Raw genomic sequence first — 22,179 nt, 5'->3', positions numbered from 1 at the left:
CCTATTTTTGCCTGATAATTTTCGCTTATAATGAAAGAATTTTCAAAAGAAGTTTACCTGCAGTGGTACAATGACATGACCATGTGGAGAAGGTTTGAGGACAAATGCCGCTCACTCTATCTAAAACAGAAAATCAGAGGATTTTTACATCTATACAATGGCCAGGAAGCTATTCCTGCCGGATTTGCACATGCCATGGACCTTACCAAGGACAGCATGATTACCGCATACAGATGTCATATTCACCCCATGGCCATGGGTGTGGATCCCAAAAGGATTATGGCCGAACTTTGCGGTAAGGCTACAGGAACCTCCGGCGGTATGGGCGGTTCTATGCACATCTTCAGTAAGGAGCACCGTTTTTATGGCGGACACGGTATAGTTGGTGGTCAGATCCCCTTGGGAGCCGGAATTGCTTTTGCCGATAAATATTTTGACCGTAAGGCTGTAAATATCTGTTTCTTTGGCGATGGTGCGGCCAGACAGGGTTCGCTGCATGAAACCTTTAACATGGCAATGAACTGGAAGCTGCCTGTGGTATTTGTTGTAGAGAACAACCAGTACGCCATGGGTACTTCAGTAAAAAGGACGGCTAACCACGAGGACATTTATAAACTTGGGTTGGGCTACGAAATGCCGTGTATGGCGGTGGACGCTATGGATCCTGAAAAGGTGGCCGAGATCGCTTACGAAGCTATTGAAAGAGCCAGAAGAGGCGACGGTCCAACTTTTATTGAAGCACGTACCTACCGTTTCAGAGGTCACTCCATGTCTGATGCCGAGCATTACAGAAGCAAGGATGAGGTGGAACTTCACAAACAGGACGACCCGATACAGCTGATCAGACAGAGAATTCTTGAAAAGAACTGGGCTACTGAAGCGGAACTGGAAGATATTGACAACAAATCCCGTGCTTTCGTGGAAGACTGCATAGAGTTCATGGAGAATTCACCGTACCCGGATCCTGAAAAAATCTACGAGTATGTTTATGCTCAGGAAGATTATCCTTTCCTGGACAAGGTGGAAAATAACTAGTAATCAGACTATAAAGTGAGCCCGCAGCTTTTCCTGCAGGCCTTCACTTTCAACAAATATCACATAAATAATTATGGCAGAAGTAATTACAATGCCCCGTCTGTCCGATACTATGACGGAAGGTAAAGTTGCAAAATGGAACCTGAAACTCAACGATCCCGTGAACGAGGGTGATGTTTTGGCTGAAATTGAAACAGATAAGGCGGTTCAGGATTTTGAATCGGAAGTGAAAGGTGTTCTTCTTTATATAGGTGTTGAGGAAGGACAGGCTGCACCTGTAGATTCCGTACTTGCCATTATTGGTGAGCCTGGCGAAGATATTTCCTCATTAACCGGCAAAGGAAACAGCAACCCATCATCTGAAAAGGCTGAATCCGGTTCTGCATCAGGAATATCGGAAGATTTCAGGACTGAAAATGAAAATACAGCTGTGGAAACTTCAGAACCGGTTGAGAAGGAAAGCGGATCATCAAATGAGCAAGCTTCTTCAGCATCTGCCGACGTACCTGAAGGTGTGGAAGTGATTACCGTACCCCGCCTGTCAGACACCATGACTGAAGGGAAGGTGGCCAAATGGCATAAAAATGTAGGCGATGAGGTAAAGGAAGGCGACATCCTTGCTGAGATTGAAACCGACAAGGCCGTTCAGGATTTCGAGTCCGAATTTAACGGCACACTGCTGCACCAGGGTGTTGCTGAAGGCAATGGTGGACCTGTGGATTCCGTACTGGCAATCATCGGGCCTGCGGGAACGGATGTTTCGGCAATTCTTTCCGGAGGAAAGGCTAAAGCAGAAAATAAACCAACTGCTGAAAAGCCACAGGAAATTAAAGAGGAAACCGTAAAAGCGGAAGTAGCGCAGAATAATGATGGCAGCCGACTGGCTATTTCGCCTCTGGCCAGAAAAATGGCGGCCGAGAAAGGTATAGACCTTAAACAGCTTCAGGGATCCGGTGAAAACGGCAGGATTGTGAAAAAGGATGTGGAATCCTTCACTCCTTCAAAACAGCCGTCTACGTCTGGTCAGGAAAAAGCGGCGCCTCAGGCTTCTCCTGCAGCGAGAGTGGCTGCTGAGTTCGTTTCAGGCGAGACCACTGAAACTCCAAACTCACAGGTTCGTAATATCATTGCCAAGCGTCTGTCAGAAAGTAAATTCTCGGCGCCGCATTATTACCTGATGGTGGAGATCAATATGGATAAAGCGATTGAAGCCCGTAAGGAAATCAATTCACTTCCCGATACAAAGATTTCGTTTAACGATATGATCATCAAAGCTACGGCTATGGCATTGCGTAAGCATCCGCAGGTCAATTCTTCCTGGGCCGGCGACAAGATCATTCACCATGGCGACATCAACGTTGGCGTGGCAGTGGCAATTCCGGACGGTCTTGTGGTACCTGTGCTCCGTAACACGGATCATATGAACTATCTGCAGATATCTTCCGCAGTGAAGGATATGGCATCCAGAGCAAAATCCAAAGGTCTGAAAGCTAATGAGATGGAAGGTTCCACCTTCTCTGTATCCAACCTCGGAATGTTCGGTATAGAAACCTTTACCTCCATCATCAACCAGCCGAACTCAGCGATTCTTTCCGTGGGGGCAATTATTGAGAAACCGGTGGTGAAGGATGGACAGATCGTTGTAGGAAACACAATGAAGCTTTCACTGGCATGTGACCATAGGGTTGTGGACGGTGCAACCGGAGCTCAGTTCCTGCAAACGCTGAGAACTTATCTGGAGCAGCCGCTAACTCTACTGCTGTAAAAGTAATTTTAGATAAACTTATAAACCCTCCTGGTTCCTTATCCTGGAGGGTTTTTTACAAACATTCCAAAAAATATAAGTATTTTTGAAACCATGATCAGAGCAAAGAATATTCATAAATCCTACGGCGACCTGGAGGTTTTAAAGGGAGTAGACATTCATATTAAGGAAGGAGAAGTAGTTTCCATCGTCGGTGAATCCGGTGCCGGAAAATCTACGCTTCTGCAAATCCTGGGAACACTGGATATGCCTTCGTCGCCAGATAAATACGGTACTCAGATCGCTCTGGACGGTCAGTCCTACATCAATATGAATGACCGCGAACTTTCGCGCTTCCGGAATCAGAACATCGGTTTCGTTTTTCAGTTTCACCAGCTCCTGCCGGAATTTACGGCGCTGGAGAATGTACTGCTGCCTACACGCATTTCAGGCCGTAATGAAAAGGAGAGCCTGGAAAAAGCATACAGACTTTTTGAAGACCTCCATATTGCAGACCGCATTCACCACAAGCCCAGTGAAATGTCCGGCGGTGAAGCGCAGCGTGCCGCGGTGGCGAGGGCACTTATCAATTCGCCTAAGATTATTTTTGCCGATGAGCCTACAGGAAACCTGGACTCCAAAAATGCGGATGATCTGCACCGACTGTTCTTTGACCTTCGGGATAAGTACAACCAGACTTTTGTGATTGTTACGCACAACCCGAACCTGGCGGAAATAACAGACCGTAAACTGCTTATGAAGGACGGACAAATCCTGTATTAATTCTGAAACACCGCGCAAAACTTGATTTAATTTGATAACTTTATATCTTTAATTAAGTTACAGGTTTCAACAAAATGTCTCTTAAACACCTTGCTGAAGACGACCGGCCGCGCGAAAAATTTCTGCTGAAAGGTAAAAATGCCCTTTCGGATGCCGAACTTCTGGCCATCATCATGGGCAGTGGCAACCGCGATGAGAGCGCTGTAGACCTCGCCAGACGCATCCTGAAATCGGTGGGTGAAAACTGGCACGACCTGAGCCGACTGAGCATTGCTGACCTTTGCAAATTCAATGGGGTGGGTGAGGCTAAAGCCATTTCAATCTCTGCGGCGCTCGAAATAGGACGAAGGCGTGCCGCGCAGGAAGTTCCGGACCGTAAGCAATTGGCCAGCAGCCACGAGGCTTTCCTTTTTCTTAAACCTTACCTTGGCGATTTGCAAACGGAGGAATTCTGGGCCGTTTTCGTGAACCAAAACAACAAAGTGCTGCACTTCTGCCAACTAACGAGTGGCGGCATCAATTATTCGGTGGTAGATGTACGGATCCTTTTCAAAACGGCTTTGGAACAGTTTGCCACAGGGATATTCATAGCACATAACCATCCCTCGGGCAATCTGAGACCCAGTGAGGAGGATAAGAAAATTACCAAACAGGTTGCTGAGGCGGGTAAGCTCCTGAATGTAAACCTGATCGATCATTTAATCATCAACCAAAATTCGTATTTCAGCTTTTCAGACGAGGGTATATTATGATAAAACGGCTTACATACCCCGAAATTGATTTTGTTAAATATGCTGAATGTCTTGCAGATGCTTTGCAAAGCAATGTTTTTGCGCAAAAAGAAGTCCTGGATTTTTTATGTGAAAGCTGGGAACTGCTGGTGTATGATGATTATAAGTATGTAATGCCTTTGCCCCTGAAAAGCCGTTTGGGTCAGAAATTTATTACATGTCCCATTTTTTGTCAGCAACTTGGGATTTTCGGTCCCGATGACAATCCGGAAATAAACGAAGAGTTTTTTGATTATACCCTACAGAATTACAAAACCTATCTGTACTCCTTTAACACAGGAAACACTTTACGCAAAAATTTAACTTTTAGAAAAAACTATTTTATCCCCATCGGTCTGTATGAACGGCAGCGCCGGAAATATTCGAAAGGCAGAAAATCCGCAGTTAAGTCCGCGGGCCACCTAAAGTTTAAACAGGTTGAACAAAACAGTGAAACCCTTAATTTTGTGAGGAAATTCCACAAAGGGCTGGCCAAGCAGTCGGATCTGGAGACAATGATCAGTTTTATGAATTTTCTGGAGAAAAAAAATATGCTTAGGCTGTATGGTGCGTACCTTGAAGGGCAGCTACTTACTGTTTCGGCACTAATTGACGACGGAACATCAGTATATTTGCTGGCGCTGGTTACCGATGAAAAATTCAGGAATGAGAATCCAACTTCTTTTTTGGTTGATAAAATTCTTGAAAAGTATATTGGCAGCCGCAATTTCAGTTTCATGGGAAGCAATGTTCGCAGTATCGGCATCTTTAACAGCAGCTTCGGTGCGGACCTCCAGGAGTATCCGGTAATTCAATTTTCAAAAAAAGAACTGGCACTTAACTGTATAAAATCGCTGGTGAGGTAATTTTATGGCCAAATTAAGACCTGTTAAATGATGATTAAATCTTTATATCAAAGGATATTTTCGGAGAAGACGCGCTATAATTTCCATATCAGTCTTCGGAAAGCCAAAGCATTTTTTCTTTCAGGAAACAACTTTTACTGTCCCTGTTGCGGTAAGTCGGCCAGACGCTTCCTGGAGAAGGGGAACGGCATTGAAGTTCGCAGCAATGCGGTCTGTCCGCACTGTGGTTCGCTGGAACGCAGCCGTTTGCTTTATTTATATCTGAAAGATAAAACCAATATCTTTCTGAATGATCCCTCTATTTTACATTTTGCGCCCGAAGACGCCCTTAAAGTGCATTTTGCAGCGAATCCCAATTATACAGACGCGGACCTCAATCCCAATCTGGCCACTCATCAGATGGACATTACGGACATTAGGTTTCCGGATAATCATTTTGATTTTATCATCTGTTCGCACGTCTTAGGTCATGTTCCAAACGAGCGGAAGGCACTGCACGAGCTCTACCGTGTCCTTAAAAGTGGGGGAAGCTTATACCTGATGTCACTTATGGATCCTGATGCGCAGCTCACCGTGGAAAATCCGGAATTCAAAACCCCGGAAAAGAAACTTCGCCATTATGGTGAAAAGGACCTGGAGAGGCTGTACGGAAATGATTTTTCAGAAAGGATTGCAGCAGAAGAAGTGACAGTGGAGAGGATTGACTACCGGCTTCATTTTGCCGGTTCTGAAAGGCAGCATATGGCGCTGGGTAACGGACAGCGGGAAGTGATTTATCTGGTTACAAAAGAATGATTGCCGGCCCTCTGTCTATTATAATACTCCTGCGAATTTTCACCGATTACATCTGGTAAAATCTACCATTTATTTCTTACTTTTGCAGTCTCAAATTTAATGGATGTTCAACTTCGGCAGTTATATTAATTCACCGTACTTTCCCTATCTGTTTACGGTGGTGCTGGCTATACCTTTTCTCGTTCTGCTCAGGCAGTTCGTATTTGAGTATATTAAGATGAAGAACCAGGAACTCAAGATGCTTTCAGTAAAAGGCAATGCCCAGAACAAAAGCCAGGCTTACGAGCGTATGGTACTCTTTCTGGAAAGACTGAAACCTGCAAATCTGGTGACGAAATTTGACAGCGGCCTGGCCAGGCACGAATACCTTTACCTGCTGGAAAAATCCATTAACGAAGAGTTTGAGTACAATACATCACAACAGATTTACATCACCGCCAACTCCTGGCAGGACACGGTAGCATCGAAAAATGCTATACTGAAAATGCTGCATGACACTTATGAAAGTTTAGGTGAAAATGCTGACCTGTCGGATTTTAAGACCGTATTCCTCATGAATTACATGAACGGTCCCGATTTCATTTCTGAAAATATAGACGCACTGAGAAGAGAAGTTCTTCTGGTGACCTGATACTACATTAAGATAATTAATAATGATACCAAATTTTAAAGCACATCCATGGCATGGCATCTCTGCCGGTGCCGACGCTCCAAACGTTGTAAACGTTTTCGTAGAGATTGTTCCGAGTGATACCATAAAATACGAGGTCGATAAGGCCAGCGGTTACCTGAAGGTTGACCGTCCGCAGCAGTTTTCAAACATTATTCCCGCGCTTTACGGATTTGTTCCACGGACCTACTGTCATAATGAGGTACTGAAACTGGCGCTGGAAAGTGGTGCTGAAGACGTTACCATGGGCGATCATGACCCATTGGACATCTGTGTATTGAGCTCCCATAATATTCATGCCGGAGGTATGCTGATGGAGGCCATTCCGATCGGTGGTTTCAAGATGATTGACAAAGGTGAAGCGGATGACAAGATTGTAGCTGTGATGGTGGGCGATCACGCCTTCGGTCACTTCCGCGATATTGCGGAGTTGCCGCAGGCCGAGGTAAAGCGTTTGATGCACTATTTCCTAACATATAAGAACCTTCCGGATGAGCCGGCAAAGTGCAGGATTCAGGAAGTATACGGAGCCGCACACGCAAAAGAAGTGGTGGAAGCTTCCAGAAGAGATTATGCCAGCAAGTTTGGCGGTTAATTTTTAACCATATAGAATAAGTTGTAGACAGGTGTTATGCCTGTCTTTTTTATTGGTTGGCCGTCACATATCTTTTACGAATTATACCACTGTTATCATGTTTTTATTATCTTTAATCTTATTAACCAAACATTAAAAATAATAAGTATGATGGATTTGTTTTATTTGGTGCCTATTTTCGGCATCATTGCCCTGATTTACACTTTTCTTCAGAGCACCTGGGTGAGCAGGCAGGATGCCGGTAACGAGCGCATGCGAACGATCAGCGGCCACATCGCCGATGGGGCCATGGCATTTCTGCATGCCGAGTACAGGATCTTAACCTATTTCGTAATTATTGTGGCCATTCTTCTGGCACTGATGGGTTTTTCCAACAGTAATTCCCACTGGACCATCGGGATCTCATTTATAATTGGCGCCATACTCAGTGCTGCCGCCGGATACATAGGAATGAAGATCGCTACCAAAGCCAACGTTAGGACTGCCGAAGCTGCCAAAACCAGCCTTGCCAAAGCTCTTAAAGTTTCCTTTACCGGTGGTTCGGTAATGGGAATGGGTGTGGCCGGACTTGCCGTTTTAGGTTTAGGTACTCTTTTTATTATACTAAGACAGATATTTGCGCCCGATTCCGGTGTCGACAGCCACGAGATGGAACGTACCATCGAGATACTGACAGGTTTCTCCCTGGGTGCCGAAAGTATTGCACTTTTTGCCAGAGTAGGCGGTGGGATTTACACCAAAGCTGCCGACGTGGGCGCCGACCTAGTAGGTAAGGTAGAAGCCGGGATACCTGAAGATGATCCGCGTAACCCGGCCACGATTGCCGATAACGTAGGTGATAATGTAGGCGATGTGGCCGGTATGGGTGCCGACCTTTTCGGTTCTTACGTTGCCACGGTGCTTGCGACTATGGTTCTCGGACGCGAAACCTTCTCTCAGGATGCTTTTGGTGGTTTTGCACCGATCTTACTGCCCATGCTTATCGCCGGTACCGGTGTCATCTTCTCAATGCTGGGAACATTGTTCGTTAAGATTAACGATAACGACGGCGCATCTACCTCCAACGTTCAGAGCGCTCTTAATTTGGGTAACTACGGAAGTATCGTCATAACAGCTATTTCCTCTTATTTCCTTGTAAATTATCTTCTACCGGACACGATGGTATTGCGTGGACATGAGTTTACAAAGATGGGTGTTTTCGGTGCCATCATCGTAGGTTTGGTGGTAGGTACGCTGATGAGCATCATCACAGAATATTATACCGCCATGGGCAAGCGCCCGGTGAGCAGTATCGTAAGGCAATCCTCCACCGGACATGCAACCAATATCATAGGAGGTCTTAGCGTAGGTATGGAAAGTACGCTGCTGCCCATCATTGTGCTGGCCGGTGGTATTTACGGCTCTTTCCTTTGTGCCGGACTTTACGGTGTAGCTATTGCAGCTGCCGGTATGATGGCCACAACAGCTATGCAGCTTGCCATTGACGCGTTCGGTCCAATTGCCGATAATGCCGGTGGTATCGCCGAAATGAGTGACCTTCCGAAGGAAGTCCGCGAGAGAACTGACATACTGGATGCCGTAGGGAACACAACTGCGGCTACCGGAAAAGGTTTTGCCATAGCCTCTGCCGCGCTTACAGCACTTGCACTTTTCGCAGCCTTTGTAGGTATTGCAGGAATTGACGGCATTGATATTTACCGTGCAGACGTACTGGCCGGTCTGTTTGTAGGCGCTATGATTCCCTTTATATTCTCTTCGCTTGCCATTACAGCCGTAGGCCAGGCCGCCATGGCGATGGTGGAGGAGGTGCGCCGTCAGTTCCGCGAAATTCCGGGAATCCTGGAAGGTACCAGTGAGCCTGAGTATGAGAAGTGCGTAGCGATCTCCACCGATGCATCCATTAAGAAGATGATGCTTCCCGGAGCTATTGCAATTGTTTCACCACTACTGGTAGGGTTTATTTTCGGACCTGAAGTTTTGGGAGGATTCCTGGCGGGAGCAACCGTTTCCGGTGTACTTATGGGAATGTTCCAGAACAATGCCGGTGGCGCCTGGGACAATGCCAAGAAATCGTTTGAAAAAGGTGTTGACATCAACGGTAAGACTTTCTACAAAGGTTCGGAACCGCACAAAGCTTCCGTAACAGGAGATACTGTAGGAGATCCGTTTAAGGACACCTCCGGACCGTCCATGAACATCCTGATCAAACTGATGTCCATTGTTTCGCTGGTTATCGCACCAACACTTGCAACCATGCATGCCGATCAGATCCGCGATAACCGTGCGGCTAAATTACAGGCACTGCAACTGGCCACCAACGGTACTGCTGTTAACGGCGCACATGTGGTGGCACCTGCGGTGCCCGGAGCGCCGGGCGTAGTTGCCGTAATGCCTGAGCCTACAGGAATGCTTAATGCCGATGGTGATTTTGTTTATGATACGGGTAACATCACACCGGTAACCTTACCAAATGGCCAAGTAATTAATTTGGGTGAAAACAGCCGGTTGAACTATTTTGCTCAGGGACTCGCGCAAAATGACCGCACCTTGCTGGATGAAAACCGTTGGTTTACCGTAGAAAACCTGTATTTCGTAAGCGGCAGCAGTGATTTAAAACCGGAATCTCAGGAGGCCATTGAGAATATCTTCAAGATCATGGAAGCGTACCCCAATCTGAAAATCAAGATGGGCGGCTATACCGACAATACCGGCAATGAAGACACGAATATGAGACTGTCTAAACTCCGAGCCGATACTGCAAAGCTGAAGCTGATGGAATTAGGTATTGCTGCCGACCGTATTGAAACAGAAGGTTACGGACCTCAGTTCCCGGTTTGTTCCACAGACGACAGCGACGAATGTAAGGCGCTGAACCGCAGGGTAGATATCCGTGCACTGGCACTTTAAAATTAACTGAATATTGTTTAAGGAGCGTCACTTTTGGTGACGCTTTTTTTAACCCGTTGCGACACCCGCTGCGCAAAGTCTGACTTCGTCGAATCTTCGATTTCCTGACTTTGAGCAAATTTCTTCTCCTTAAAATTTCATAAAGGTTTATCTTTATCAAAGCACAGCCCCGCTGCCAAGCGTAATAGAAGATTAGATGAAGCTAACCCTATCGCGTGGTTAAGACATGAAATCGAAGATTATCCGTAACTTTTTCACGTAGTGGAAGGCCAGTATGAGTGTGAAAATATAACAATTATGAGGTATATAAGTGAGAAGACATTGGGAACTGCTCAAAGTCAGGAGACTTTGCGCAGCGGGGAAAGCTACATTTTTAATTATGGTTATTCTAACATATACTCTAAATATGATGAACTTATAATATTTTCGTAATTATTACGGCTTATGATATTATAATTTGTAGGAAAGTACAGCCTATTATTATATATTATATACGGATGTGGAAAACCTCTTGGTATTTTAATTGCTGAATTTTGACCCTTTTTGTGAAGTAAAGAATGGGCAACCCAAGGTCCAGTCTTAACCACCTCCAATTCATAATTCGTCGTTTCCCCAAGTACTATAAGATTATTATCTATTAAATTATTCTCTCCTTCGGAGATATCACGAATTAATATCTTAATTTCTACAGGTAATTGTGTATATTTCAATTCACGGTGAGAGAAATTCTCGATATTCACTTCTGATTTGCAGGAAAAACAAAATAATAACAGCAATACTAAATGTGACATTAAGTTTGATTCCATTTTCATAACCCTTTACTTTTTATGGTTAATATTTTCTACCTTTTTTTGCCAATCATTCGTCCTATTGTGGCTATTGTGAAAATCACCTGTCATTCCTTGCGGATTGTTTACTTCAATATTGGTGGTATTTGGTGTGTTATAAACTCTTTTTGCTTTGCCGAATTCTCCGGTATAAGGCATTTGTTTTCCTGTCCCAATGACAATAGAATTACCTCCGCTGGTTTGGACTGGATCTTTTGGATCAAAAACATTAAGGTGATCAACCCCCGTTGCGCAAAGTCTCCTGACTTTGAGCAAATTTTATCGCCTAATATTACATAAAACCATATCTTTGATCAAAGCACAGCCCCGTTGCCAAGCGTAATAGAAGATTCGATGAAGCTAACCCTATCGCGTGGTTAAGACATGAAATCGAAGATTATTCGTTACCATTTCACGTAGTGCAAGGCCAGTATGAATGCGAAAATACAACAATTAGGAACTATAGATAGTAAGAAGATATTGGAACGGCTCAAAGTCGGGAAATCGAAGATTCGACGAAGTCAGACTTTGCGCAGCGGGACAACGGTTAGAAGTATCAATCTAAATGCGGGTTATGAAGGAGGAATGACAAGAGGTAATACCAAAGATTTAACCCCTGCATTCAATCGTTTTTTACAATTCAGATGGATTAGACACAATCCGCAATTTCCTTAGGTATGGCAAAAATTATGTTCTATTTACTAATATTTTTAACTGTAACATCATGTGTTAATTGCAAAGAGTTTACTAAAGGGATTGCTAAAGAGAAGTGTATCATTGTGGTTAAAGGTCTTCCAACCCCCAATACGAAATTATTCGAGGTTACAGGATATGATCCTGTAACTCAAAAATCAATAAAGTGTGAAAGTGTAAGTAATTGGTGGAATCAATATAATAATGAGATTGCAGTAGGAGATACAATTGTCAAAAAGGAAGGAGAGCTGACCTTTAATATTCACAAACAAGACACTATAATAAGCCATGAATGGCACTGCTATGAAGACTGAAAAATAACAGTAACTGGATTTGGTTACTCTTATTTTTTTGGAACAACATCAAAGTCCAATCTATATGCTATTATTTTAATTGTATCATTTTCTTTTTGCATTTTAAAATGCTCTTTAGTTTGTGTAGAATCCCCGCTATCCCGCTGCGCAAAGTCTCCTGACTTTGCGCAAATTTCTTCTCCTTAAAATTTCATAAAGGTTTATCTTTGATCAAAGCACAGCCCCGCTGCCAAGCGTAATAGAAGATTAGATGAAGCTAACCCTATCGCGTGGTTAAGACATGAAATCGAAGATTATCCGTAACTTTTTCACGTAGTGGAAGGCCAGTATGAGTGTGAAATTTTAACAATTATGAGGTATAGAAGTGAGAAGACATTTGGAACGGCTCAAAGTCAGGAAATCGAAGATTCGACGAAGTCAGACTTTGCGCAGCGGGGAGGTAAGCCTTTTCCAATTAGGAAAAATAGAGCAAAACTATTTGTCATAAATCACATCGCCCATTGGTTAGATTAATTGTTCTTGCAGGTGCAAATCTTAAAATATTACGCTTCAAGTCCCATCGTATTTCAACATCTGAGAGAAAAACACTACATTTATTATTAGTTTCACCTATCAAATTGTCATTTTTATCAAAAACTTCGATATAAATTTTTTTACTAGTTATTCCTCCTCCACCGGGCAGTGCAAAAAAAGGTTTTTCAATATATAAATCCGCTCGAAATAATCCATGGGGACTTACATCAGACCGTAAAAACTCTTTTTGATTGAAGAGTTTGTAGCCCATTAAAACCAATACGGAAAGCGCAATAAGGAAATAGATTAGTTTTTTCATAAGAGAACTTTTTAACAAAAATAAAAAGTGAAGCCATAATTAAGATAGACTTTTTCAGAATTATTTTAAATAAAACAAGCGATAATTTACATCGTATTTATACAAATTCGAATATTTGTAGCAATCTTGTCCCCCCGCTGCGGCGCGATTCCTATCGCGTGGCTACAATGTTACAAATCTCCCGCTGCCCAGCAAAATCGAAGATTCCCCAAAGTCAATCCTTTCTGTTTTACAGAAACTCAGTTTATTAAAAGCGCGAAGTCAGCAGGCTATCAGAAGCTTCACATTTTTTGGTGATACTTTTTATTGCTTTACAATCGCTGCGGCGCTTAAATATTTCACAAAGAAAATTTTCAGCTGTTCTGCTGCCTGGATCAGCGTCTCATCATTCTTTGCAAAGCAAAACCTTAAGTGTCCCGTGTCCCTGCCGTCATGATAAAAAGCGGAGTAGGGTACACAGGCCACCTTTGCCTCACGGATCAGCAGTTCCGCAAACTCCCGGTCGGTATAAGGAAACTTTTGCCGGCAGAAACTTACGGTTTGAAAATAACCGCCTTCGGCTTTTTGTATAATTTCAAGAGGTAATCCTGTAAGCAGTTCACAAAACAGATCACGCTTTGCCAGGAACAATTCCCTGTTTTTATTTGCATCAAAAACTACCAGAAAACTTCCCAGCGCATACTGCGCATGTGCATTCACTGTGAATGTGAGGTATTGGTGAATCTTTCTGAAGGCTGTTATATACGCTGGCGGTGCGATGATGTAGCTGGCCTTCCAGCCGGAAATATGAAACATCTTTTCAAAGGAGTAAATGCTGAAGCACCGTTTTGAAATTTCAGGATGGTGCCAGGCACTCAGGAATTCGCGGCCGTCATAGCACAAGAGGTCATACACTTCATCAGAAATTACAATGATATCCGTATCCTTAATGAGCTCCCAAAGGAGATCCCAGTCGGTCGGATCCCAAACCTTACCGGTCGGATTATTAGGTGAATTGACGATGATGGCTTTTGTACGGGGAGTGATGGCTTGCTGTATAAGCTCCCAGGGAATTTCTGAATTGGGCATCTGTACAAAAACCGGCTGCGCGCGCCTGATTTCCACCGCCGGAACGTAGGTATTGTAACAGGGCTCAATAATGATCACCTCATCGCCGGGTTCCAGAAAGCTTGCAAAGGCCACATACATTCCGTAGGTGGCTCCCGGAACCAGCGTTACTTCATCTTCGGTAACAGAAATTGGTTTGGGCCTGCTCAGATTAAACCTGATCAGGTTCTCCTGCATAAGGGGCAGTACGCAGGCTGAAGCATAGGCATTCATATCATGATGGATGGCCTGCTGCAAAAATTCAGTCAGCCTGCTGTCCGGCGCATAATCAGGTGAACCCTGCGCAAGATTAATGGCGCCGTGCTGTTCTGCTTTCGCGGCAAGCTCCGAGAAAATATTCAGATCATTGCCCGAATGCCGGTCCTTAAATTCAATGGCCACAGTAAATTTTTTTCATATTACTTATAAAGGTAGTTAAAAATCTCAATCGGATTGATTTATAGTCATCTAATTGCCTGGAATTCAATACAGAAGTTATGCTGCGCATCGTATGTGATTTCTGATATTTTTTTATCTTTAGAAAAATTTAAAGACAATGAATAAAGCTTACCCGGCAATTTTTGCAGCATTTGTGCTTACCTCCTGCGCCACGGCAAATCTTAGCTATGAAGGGCGCGCCTTCAGGAGCAGCTCGGAAACCATTACTGAGGCGGATCTGAAAAGACATCTTTATGTTATTGCATCAGACGAGATGGAAGGCCGCGAAACAGGATCTGAAGGTCAAAAAAAAGCCGGGCGGTATATGATAGCAGAGTACAGGAAAATGGGAGTGTCTCATCCGGAGGTGCTGAAGGATTATTACCAGAAAGTTCCCAAGGAGGCACTGAACAGCCGCCGCAGCACATTGCCCGATTCTGAAAATATACTGGCATTTATAAAAGGCAGCGAAAAGCCGGAAGAGATCATCGTGATCTCCGCACATTATGACCATGTTGGAATCAAGAACGGCCAGATTTACAACGGTGCCGATGACGACGGCAGCGGTACAGTGGCTTTAATGGAAATTGCTGAGGCCTTTAAAAAAGCGCAGAAAATGGGTAAATCGCCGAAACGGTCTGTCCTGTTCCTGCATGTTACCGGCGAGGAGCATGGTCTCCTGGGCTCAAAATATTATGCCGACAATCCTGTATACCCTTTGGCAAACACAGTAGTGAACCTCAATATTGATATGATCGGTCGCAGCGATCCGGATAATGAGGGAAAGGATTATGTGTATGTCATTGGCTCCGAAATGCTGTCAACTCAGCTGAAGGTGATAAACGAGGCCGCCAACAATGCCACGCAGAAACTTGAACTTAACTATAAATATGACGACCCTAATGACCCGCAGCGTTTGTATTACCGCTCCGACCATTATAATTTTGCAAAAAACGGTATTCCTGTAGCCTTTTATTTTGACGGAGTGCATGCAGATTATCATCAGCCAACTGATGATGCAGACAAGATTGATTACAAACTGCTGCGTAAACGTACCCAACTGGTGTATGCAACCGCCTGGGAACTGGCCAACCGTGAGGACAGGATTGTGGTGGATAAATAAAAGCCCATATCAATTTCAAAAACAAAAGCCGTTTCATTTGCTGAAACGGCTTCTGTGTTTGTAGCCTCACCAGGAATCGAACCTGGATCTAAAGTTTAGGAAACTTCTATTCTATCCGTTGAACTATGAGGCCGTGTGGAGCGCAAATTTACAAAAGTTTTGAAAACGCAGGTGTCATTCCGGGTTAAAGTTTGCGACCAGCGGTCTCCAACTTTATATCAAAATAGAAGAATCCGCTCTTTAGGAACGGATTCAGCAGATAAAGACATCTCATTTTTTAATTAGACAACAACAAAAGAGAAGCCGACGGTGCTTCTCTCAAAATATATTAAGTTTAATAGTTTCAATCCAAAAAGTGCCTGGTGCTCCTACTTCCTATTAATTTATTGTAAATGTAGGATTTAAATCAATACGGAATATGAACAAAGTGTTAAAATTCACATTTTACTAACAACTTTTTGTGGATAACTCTGTATTTTCGACAGGCATTATTTTTCCGAAATTTCAAATTCCTTCTTCAGAAGGTTAATCAGTTCCTGTTCTGTCATACCTTTTTCAGATTTGAAATAAAAATGCACAAGTTCATCATCTTTAACATCATATCCTTGACCAATAGTTGCCTCTATAAGAAATTGTAAATCAGTATTAGTGGATTTGATCATGAAGATTTTATCATTATGCTTATCATGTGTTATAGAAGATGTATCACTGTCCATACAAAAAAGTCCCTCTATGCGCAGTTCATAATTGGCGGTCTTGATGTTGATGAGTTCAGTGTTCTGGTACACAAGATAGGGTACAGTAATTAGAACAAAATTGAAACATGCGTGAAAAATGACAGCCCAGATGAATCCCAGACGCAGACGGATATAACCCAGAAAGAGGCCCGTCACCGACTGCGAAAGTATAAGTATGGGCAGCAGCAAGATAAACAGCCAGTTCCATTCATTTTCAAAATTTAATGAATGAATCAAGCCGAACAAAACAGCAACCAGATAGAAAATGATTTTAAAATTCCTTTGCCAGAAGGAAGAGAACAAAGGTCGGCGCGCTATCTTATCGGCCAAGAGCACCAGATAGTTCCTTTCTGTTTTCAGTGGAAATCTGAAGACAAATTCCTCCCAAAGAGGTGCTGCAACGGCTGCCAGAAACAGCATAAACCAAATTGTTTGTGGACGCAGCCTTCCCTTATGTTCAACATCAAGCACATAGTAATCAACCAGACTGAGCACCGGCAGTATTACAATTACGTTGAATAGAATCGCGGCAAAAAACAGCACCGTGAAGATCCTGTAGCGGTCGGTGGCATTTACCGGCTCTGAAAAGCGGTCCCTGGGACTTTTTAAAAAATGTAAAAAAGCCTTAATTGTTTTGGTTATATCGTTTATCATTCTACAGTTTTTCCTTCAGAAACCTGGCCGTATGGGATTTTTTATCTTTTACAAGGTCTTCCGGCGTGCCTGCGAAAACCACCTCACCACCGTGCTTTCCCGCATCGGGACCAATGTCAATGATATAATCTGCCGACTTTATTATGTCCGGCTGATGCTCAATGACGATGACTGAGTGTCCCAGTTCAATTAAAGCCTGAAGTGAAACCAGCAGTTTATTGATATCGTGGAAATGAAGTCCGGTGGAAGGTTCATCGAAAATGAACAGGGTTTTATCCGTTGTAAATCCTTTCACCAGAAACGAAGCCAGTTTTATACGCTGCGCCTCTCCACCGGAAAGGGTAGAAGAGCTCTGTCCCAACTGAAGATAGCCCAAGCCGACATCCTGCAGCGGCTGTATCTTGGTTACAATTTTTGTTTCTTTATTATCTGTAAAGAATTCCAGCGCCTCATCCACAGTCATGTTCAGGATATCTGAGATATTCTTGTCGTCAAACTTTACTTCCAGGATCTCACTTCGGAAACGGGTACCGTTGCAGCTTTCACAAACCAGCTCAATATCGGCCATAAACTGCATCGATACATTGATGACACCTTCACCTTTACACTCCTCGCAGCGGCCTCCGTCCACATTAAAAGAGAAATGCTTCGCCTTATAACCCATCATTTTGGCAAGTTTCTGCTTCGTGAAAAGCTCACGGATGTCATCATAGGCTTTCAGGTAAGTTACAGGATTGGAGCGTGACGATTTACCGATCGGATTTTGGTCAATGAGTTCAATATTCTTTACCAGCTTTTTGGGGAAGTCTACACTGTCGTAATCGCCTTTCTTGCCACCCATGCCCAACTGGATCTGGATCTCATTGGTCAGGATTTCCTTCATCAGAGTCGATTTTCCTGAACCTGAAACGCCCGAAACTACCACCAGACTTTCCAGCGGCACACTCACATCAATGTTCTTCAGGTTGTTTTCCCGCGCACCTTTTATCTCAATAAACTCCTTGGCATTACGGCGTTTAGCGGGTGTCTTAATCTCCAGCTTGCCGGTAAGGTATTGCGCGGTAAGCGAATCTGAGGTCTGCAGTTCGTCAAAATGACCGGCAAAAACCAACTCACCGCCCAGATAACCTGCTTCGGGACCGATGTCAATGATATAATCCGCTGCGCGCATCACATCTTCGTCATGCTCCACAACGATGACGGTATTTCCCAAATCCCTTAAATTCTTAAGTACACCGATCAAATTTTCAGTGTCCTTACTGTGCAAACCGATGGAGGGCTCATCCAGGATATAGATGGAACCCACCAGTGAACTGCCCAGACTGGTGGCCAGGTTAATACGCTGGCTCTCACCACCCGAGAGCGTATTGGAGGTCCGGTTCAGCGTAAGATAACCCAGTCCCACTTTATCCAGGAACTCCAGACGGGTGGTAATTTCATAAAGCAGCCTTTTTGCGATTTCCGCATCATGGGCACTTAGTTTCAGCGATTTTACCAGCGGCAAAAGTTCGTCCAGCGGCAGTTCAATCATGGACTGTATATTGTGTCCGTCAATTTTCACCCATTGCGTTTCCTCACGAACCCTAAGACCTTCACAGGTAGGGCAAAGCGTTTTACCGCGGTACCTGGAGAGCATGACACGGTACTGTATTTTATAAAGGTTGCCCTCCACCATTGCAAAGAAGGCGTTGATGGATGGGAAATTGGCAGAACCGTCGCCTTTCCAGAGCAAATTGCGCTGTTCTTTAGTCAGCTGGTGATATGGTTTGTGAATAGGAAAATCTCCGCCCACCCATTTTATGAAGGATTTCTTCCATTCGCCCATGCTCTCGCCTTTCCAGGCCGCCACAGCATCCTCAAAAACCGACAGATTTTTATTTGGAATTACCAGGTCTTCGTCAATGCCGATCACTTTTCCATAACCCTCACACTGCGGACAGGCACCGTAGGGATTGTTGAAACTGAAGAAATGGACATTGGGTTCCATAAACTCCATTCCGTCCAGCTCAAACTTGTTGGAGAAGTCGTATACGTCGCCGGAATCAATATTTTTAAGTGAACAATAACCGTGACCTTCGTAAAAAGCCATCTGTATGGAGTCGGCAAGTCTCTGCAGGAAATGTTCGTCTTCCTCATACACAAACCGGTCAATCACCAGATGGATTTCCATGTCTTTCTCAGGCGTGAAGCCGAAACTCTCCAGATCCTCAATACCAGCCACATTGCCGTTTACTTCAAGCCTTGTAAAACCCGTTACTTTCAGCGAGTTCAGGGTTTGAGTAAAACTGTCCGGACTGAACTGCAGGGGTGCCCGAAGCAGAAAAGCAGTACCTTTAGCCTGTTTTATAAAGTTGATGACATCCGTTACGCTGTCTTTGCGCACTTCCCGGCCCGAAACCGGCGAAAATGTATGTCCTATCCTGGCAAAGAGCAGTTTTATATAATCGTAAATTTCGGTTGATGTCCCTACTGTGGACCGCGGATTGGATGAAATGACCTTCTGCTGGATGGCGATGGAAGGTGCCAGCCCTTTAATGCTGTCAATCTTGGGTTTCTCCAGTTTGCCGAGGAACTGCCGGGCGTAGGAGCTCAGGCTCTCTACATAACGGCGCTGGCCTTCGGCATAGATGGTGTCAAAAGCCAGTGAAGATTTCCCGCTGCCCGAGACTCCGGTAATAACCACAAGTTTGTTTTTAGGAATGCGTACATCAATATGCTTTAGGTTGTTGAGATGTGCATTCTTAACAAAAATCTCTTTCTTGATATCTATATTTTCGGATGTATCCATGTATGAATTTGAGGACTACAAAATTACATAAAATTTAGGTGTAAACGTTCCTGACTTTAGGCAACAGAAAAGGGTAAACCGTCGCAGGAACGGTATCCAATTCGGTGGGAATTAGTACTGTTAAATTTATATCTGCGGTATTTCCTGTATTCAGGATCACCCAACTTTATTTATCTTTGCCGCTTCCAATTCAGGGCTGTTCCGCAGGTAAAGATGCGGAATCTGTCACTATATTATAAATGCAGGTGTAAAATGAGGTTAAAATATTTTGGATTTCTGTGCCTCGGTATGATAAGCCAGATTTCAGCCCAAACCGGAGAATCTGAAATAAGTGAAGTTTTCATCCACGGCAAGTTCCTGGATCTGCCGGTTACAAAGGTGAGTGAGAACATTACTGTAATTAACAGAGAAGAAATACGCAGTTCTCCAGCTACAAGTGTGGAAGAAGTTCTGGCTCAAATCACAGGTTTCGATATCAGAAGGAGAGGCGGTAACGGTGTGCAGGCAGATATTTCACTGCGTGGCAGCAGCTTTGAACAGGTATTGATCCTCGTAAATGGTGTGCGGATGAACGATTCCCAAACGGGGCATAACTCCATGAGTGTTCCTTTTGATCTGGCATCTGTAGAAAGAATAGAAGTCATTAAAGGTCCCGCCGCCAGAAGGTTCGGCCAGAATGCGTATGCAGGAGTAATTAACATCGTCACAAAACCTGCTGCAGAGGATGCGGCTACCGTCTCTGCCAGCGGCGGCGATTTCGCCGCTTATTCACTGGGCCTGGGCGCTCATCTGAATTCAGAGCAGGTGGGCCATTTCGTCCAGATTAATTCTTCCGTTTCCGAAGGCTACAGGTACAACACTGATTATTCGATCAATAATATTTTTTATCAGAATCAATTTCGTGCGGCAAATGTAAATATGCGCTTTCAGGCCGGGATCCAGGAAAAGAAATTCGGCGCCAACGGTTTTTACGCCACTGCCGCAGCTAAAGACCAGTATGAAGAAACCCAGGCCTCTGTTGTAAGCTTAAGTGCCGACAGGAAATGGGACCGCTGGACCCTGAACTCCAATATTTACTGGCGCCGAGGGCAGGACATTTACGAATATGTACGCGGAAAGCCTGAAGTGTACCGCAATATTCACATCGGCAATAATATTGGCGGCGAGATTAACACTACCTTATTTTCGGTATTAGGAACAACAGGTGTTGGCGCTGAAATCCGTAAGGAATTTCTGGCCAGCAATAACCTTGGCCACCGGGAACGTTTTATTACCCAACTTTTTCTGGAGCATCATTTTTCTTTTTTTAATGACAGGCTGGATGTTTCACCCGGAATTTCATGGTCTGCTTATGACCGCGAAGGAAATTTTTATTATCCGGGCATTGATGTGGGATTTGACCTGGACCCAAACCATAAAATATACGGAAACGTGTCCAGAGTAAGCCGCATCCCTACCTTTACAGACCTTTATTACCTGAGTAAAACAGAATCAGGCAACCCATCTCTGCAACCTGAAGAGGCGGTTTCGGCGGAAATTGGATACCGGTATCACCGGAAAGGTGTGGACCTTAAAATCAGCGGATTTTTGCGGGATTCAGACAATTCAATTGACTGGATTAAAGCCGGCGAAAACGAACTCTGGCGTGCCGAAAATATTGGAAGCATCTATACGGAAGGTATGGAACTTGAGTTGCGGCAGCAACTTAAATCATTTATTCAGTCCTGGTCGTTGGGGTACACTTTTCTGAACAGCAGGGCAGAACAACCGGCAAATCTGTTATCACGCTATGTGATGGAAAACCTAAAGCATCAACTGGTAGCTAAAATGGAAAACAGGTTGCTGAAGGGAATCACAGCACAATGGGTATACCGGTATAATGAGCGGGTTTCTACGGGAAGCTACCAGTTAATAGATCTCAAGCTGAAATACCGTTATAGTGATTTACATTTATTCCTGGCCATCAACAACCTTACTTCCACTAAGTATACGGAGACCTTTGGTGTGCCTATGCCCGGACGGTGGTTTCAGCTGGGGTTTAACTACCGCATTGGTTTATAAGCAGCTTTCAAAGATTCAGTATTTTTCCTTTAGGTAAAGGTAGGCTTTCAGGTATTTGTTGAGCCTCTTCATATCTTTGTCCGTCATTGGTCTGGTGAACCGCCGCAGGTCCATATTGTCCCGCAGATCGTTGAGCTTTACCGCCACTGCCAAGTGTGACTTTTCAGTTTGTTTTATGAATTCGGTGTAATCCTGATCCGGCGGATTTTTCGTCAGACATTCAACTGCGAAAACGATGTGATTGGGAAAGCCTTCCTGCAAAAGGTAATCCAGCGTAATTTCCGGACAGTCTTCTATGGTATCATGCAGGACTCCTACAATTTTTTCATCATAGGTCTTACCGTAATCCATCACCCGCATAACATGGCCCACATAGGGTGCACCGAATTTATCGGTTTGGTTACGGTGGGCTTTGGTGGCAATCCTGACCGCCTTATTCAGAAGTTCTTCTTTCGTCATCA

Annotated in this window: 19 protein-coding genes and 1 tRNA gene; 12 read left to right on the top strand and 8 right to left on the bottom strand. The window is 44.2% G+C overall.

The window, feature by feature from the left end; all coding sequences use genetic code 11:
* Positions 1 to 30: 30 nt before the first annotated feature.
* The 9 genes from pdhA to F7R58_RS06665 all read left to right on the top strand — a co-directional run bounded on the left by pdhA (position 31) and on the right by F7R58_RS06665 (position 10,165).
* Positions 31 to 1,035: a pyruvate dehydrogenase (acetyl-transferring) E1 component subunit alpha gene (gene pdhA / locus F7R58_RS06705; protein WP_158064164.1), complete on the top strand. Its 1,005-nt coding sequence runs from the start codon at positions 31 to 33 to the stop codon at positions 1,033 to 1,035.
* Between the two features lie 73 nt (positions 1,036 to 1,108).
* Complete coding sequence (locus F7R58_RS06700) at positions 1,109 to 2,800, top strand: pyruvate dehydrogenase complex dihydrolipoamide acetyltransferase (RefSeq protein WP_158064163.1); 1,692 nt, start codon at positions 1,109 to 1,111, stop codon at positions 2,798 to 2,800.
* 93 nt (positions 2,801 to 2,893) lie between these two features.
* Complete coding sequence (locus F7R58_RS06695) at positions 2,894 to 3,562, top strand: ABC transporter ATP-binding protein (RefSeq protein WP_158064162.1); 669 nt, start codon at positions 2,894 to 2,896, stop codon at positions 3,560 to 3,562.
* Between the two features lie 74 nt (positions 3,563 to 3,636).
* Positions 3,637 to 4,314 (top strand): RadC family protein, encoded by a 678-nt coding sequence (gene radC / locus F7R58_RS06690; protein ID WP_158064161.1) that lies wholly within the window; start codon positions 3,637 to 3,639, stop codon positions 4,312 to 4,314.
* Positions 4,311 to 5,198, top strand: coding sequence for a GNAT family N-acetyltransferase (locus tag F7R58_RS06685; RefSeq protein WP_158064160.1), 888 nt, complete (start codon positions 4,311 to 4,313; stop codon positions 5,196 to 5,198). Before radC ends, F7R58_RS06685 begins: the two co-directional genes overlap by 4 nt.
* Positions 5,199 to 5,225: 27 nt before the next feature.
* Entirely contained in the window at positions 5,226 to 5,993 is a 768-nt protein-coding gene (locus tag F7R58_RS06680) for a class I SAM-dependent methyltransferase (protein ID WP_158064159.1), read from the top strand.
* 103 nt (positions 5,994 to 6,096) lie between these two features.
* Entirely contained in the window at positions 6,097 to 6,624 is a 528-nt protein-coding gene (locus F7R58_RS06675) for a hypothetical protein (RefSeq protein WP_158064158.1), read from the top strand.
* A 22-nt stretch (positions 6,625 to 6,646) separates the two neighbouring features.
* Complete coding sequence (locus F7R58_RS06670) at positions 6,647 to 7,258, top strand: inorganic pyrophosphatase (protein WP_158064157.1); 612 nt, start codon at positions 6,647 to 6,649, stop codon at positions 7,256 to 7,258.
* 150 nt (positions 7,259 to 7,408) lie between these two features.
* Positions 7,409 to 10,165 carry a sodium-translocating pyrophosphatase gene (locus F7R58_RS06665; protein WP_158065413.1) on the top strand — a complete coding sequence of 919 codons (2,757 nt, stop codon included), beginning with the start codon at positions 7,409 to 7,411 and terminating at the stop codon, positions 10,163 to 10,165.
* A gap of 383 nt (positions 10,166 to 10,548) precedes the next feature.
* On the opposite strand, the gene F7R58_RS06660 is transcribed toward F7R58_RS06665, so the two are convergent.
* Entirely contained in the window at positions 10,549 to 10,977 is a 429-nt protein-coding gene (locus F7R58_RS06660) for a hypothetical protein (protein WP_158064156.1), read from the bottom strand.
* A 6-nt stretch (positions 10,978 to 10,983) separates the two neighbouring features.
* Positions 10,984 to 11,268, bottom strand: a complete 285-nt coding sequence (locus F7R58_RS06655) for a hypothetical protein (RefSeq protein ID WP_158064155.1) — start codon at positions 11,266 to 11,268, stop codon at positions 10,984 to 10,986.
* Between the two features lie 401 nt (positions 11,269 to 11,669).
* Between F7R58_RS06655 and F7R58_RS06650 the strand changes: the two genes are divergently transcribed.
* Positions 11,670 to 11,999, top strand: a complete 330-nt coding sequence (locus F7R58_RS06650) for a hypothetical protein (protein ID WP_187695211.1) — start codon at positions 11,670 to 11,672, stop codon at positions 11,997 to 11,999.
* A gap of 481 nt (positions 12,000 to 12,480) precedes the next feature.
* Here F7R58_RS06650 and F7R58_RS06645 read toward each other — a convergent pair whose 3' ends face one another.
* Positions 12,481 to 12,831: a hypothetical protein gene (locus F7R58_RS06645; RefSeq protein WP_158064153.1), complete on the bottom strand. Its 351-nt coding sequence runs from the start codon at positions 12,829 to 12,831 to the stop codon at positions 12,481 to 12,483.
* Positions 12,832 to 13,134: 303 nt separating this feature from the next.
* Positions 13,135 to 14,319 (bottom strand): aminotransferase class I/II-fold pyridoxal phosphate-dependent enzyme, encoded by a 1,185-nt coding sequence (locus F7R58_RS06640; protein WP_158064152.1) that lies wholly within the window; start codon positions 14,317 to 14,319, stop codon positions 13,135 to 13,137.
* Positions 14,320 to 14,473: 154 nt separating this feature from the next.
* Between F7R58_RS06640 and F7R58_RS06635 the strand changes: the two genes are divergently transcribed.
* Positions 14,474 to 15,478: a M28 family metallopeptidase gene (locus tag F7R58_RS06635; protein ID WP_158064151.1), complete on the top strand. Its 1,005-nt coding sequence runs from the start codon at positions 14,474 to 14,476 to the stop codon at positions 15,476 to 15,478.
* A gap of 61 nt (positions 15,479 to 15,539) precedes the next feature.
* On the opposite strand, the gene F7R58_RS06630 is transcribed toward F7R58_RS06635, so the two are convergent.
* The 3 genes from F7R58_RS06630 to uvrA form a co-directional block, all read right to left on the bottom strand.
* Positions 15,540 to 15,611 (bottom strand) — tRNA-Arg (locus F7R58_RS06630).
* 355 nt (positions 15,612 to 15,966) lie between these two features.
* Positions 15,967 to 16,869 (bottom strand): CPBP family intramembrane glutamic endopeptidase, encoded by a 903-nt coding sequence (locus F7R58_RS06625; protein WP_158064150.1) that lies wholly within the window; start codon positions 16,867 to 16,869, stop codon positions 15,967 to 15,969.
* A gap of 1 nt (position 16,870) precedes the next feature.
* A complete protein-coding gene (gene uvrA / locus F7R58_RS06620; protein WP_158064149.1) occupies positions 16,871 to 19,657 on the bottom strand; it encodes an excinuclease ABC subunit UvrA in 2,787 nt (928 codons plus the stop codon).
* A 252-nt stretch (positions 19,658 to 19,909) separates the two neighbouring features.
* On the opposite strand from uvrA, the gene F7R58_RS06615 reads away from it, so the two are divergent.
* Positions 19,910 to 21,718 carry a TonB-dependent receptor plug domain-containing protein gene (locus F7R58_RS06615; RefSeq protein ID WP_158064148.1) on the top strand — a complete coding sequence of 603 codons (1,809 nt, stop codon included), beginning with the start codon at positions 19,910 to 19,912 and terminating at the stop codon, positions 21,716 to 21,718.
* A gap of 15 nt (positions 21,719 to 21,733) precedes the next feature.
* Here the strand turns inward: F7R58_RS06615 and F7R58_RS06610 are convergent, their stop codons facing one another.
* On the bottom strand, positions 21,734 to 22,177 hold the full coding sequence (locus tag F7R58_RS06610; protein ID WP_158064147.1) for a phosphohydrolase: 444 nt from the start codon (positions 22,175 to 22,177) through the stop codon (positions 21,734 to 21,736).
* Between the last annotated feature and the right edge of the window lie 2 nt (positions 22,178 to 22,179).

This window comes from Chryseobacterium sp., from assembly GCF_008831505.1.
Taxonomy (GTDB): domain Bacteria; phylum Bacteroidota; class Bacteroidia; order Flavobacteriales; family Weeksellaceae; genus Marnyiella.
Note: the sequence above shows the minus strand (reverse complement) of the source record. Positions and strands in the feature narration are given on the sequence as shown.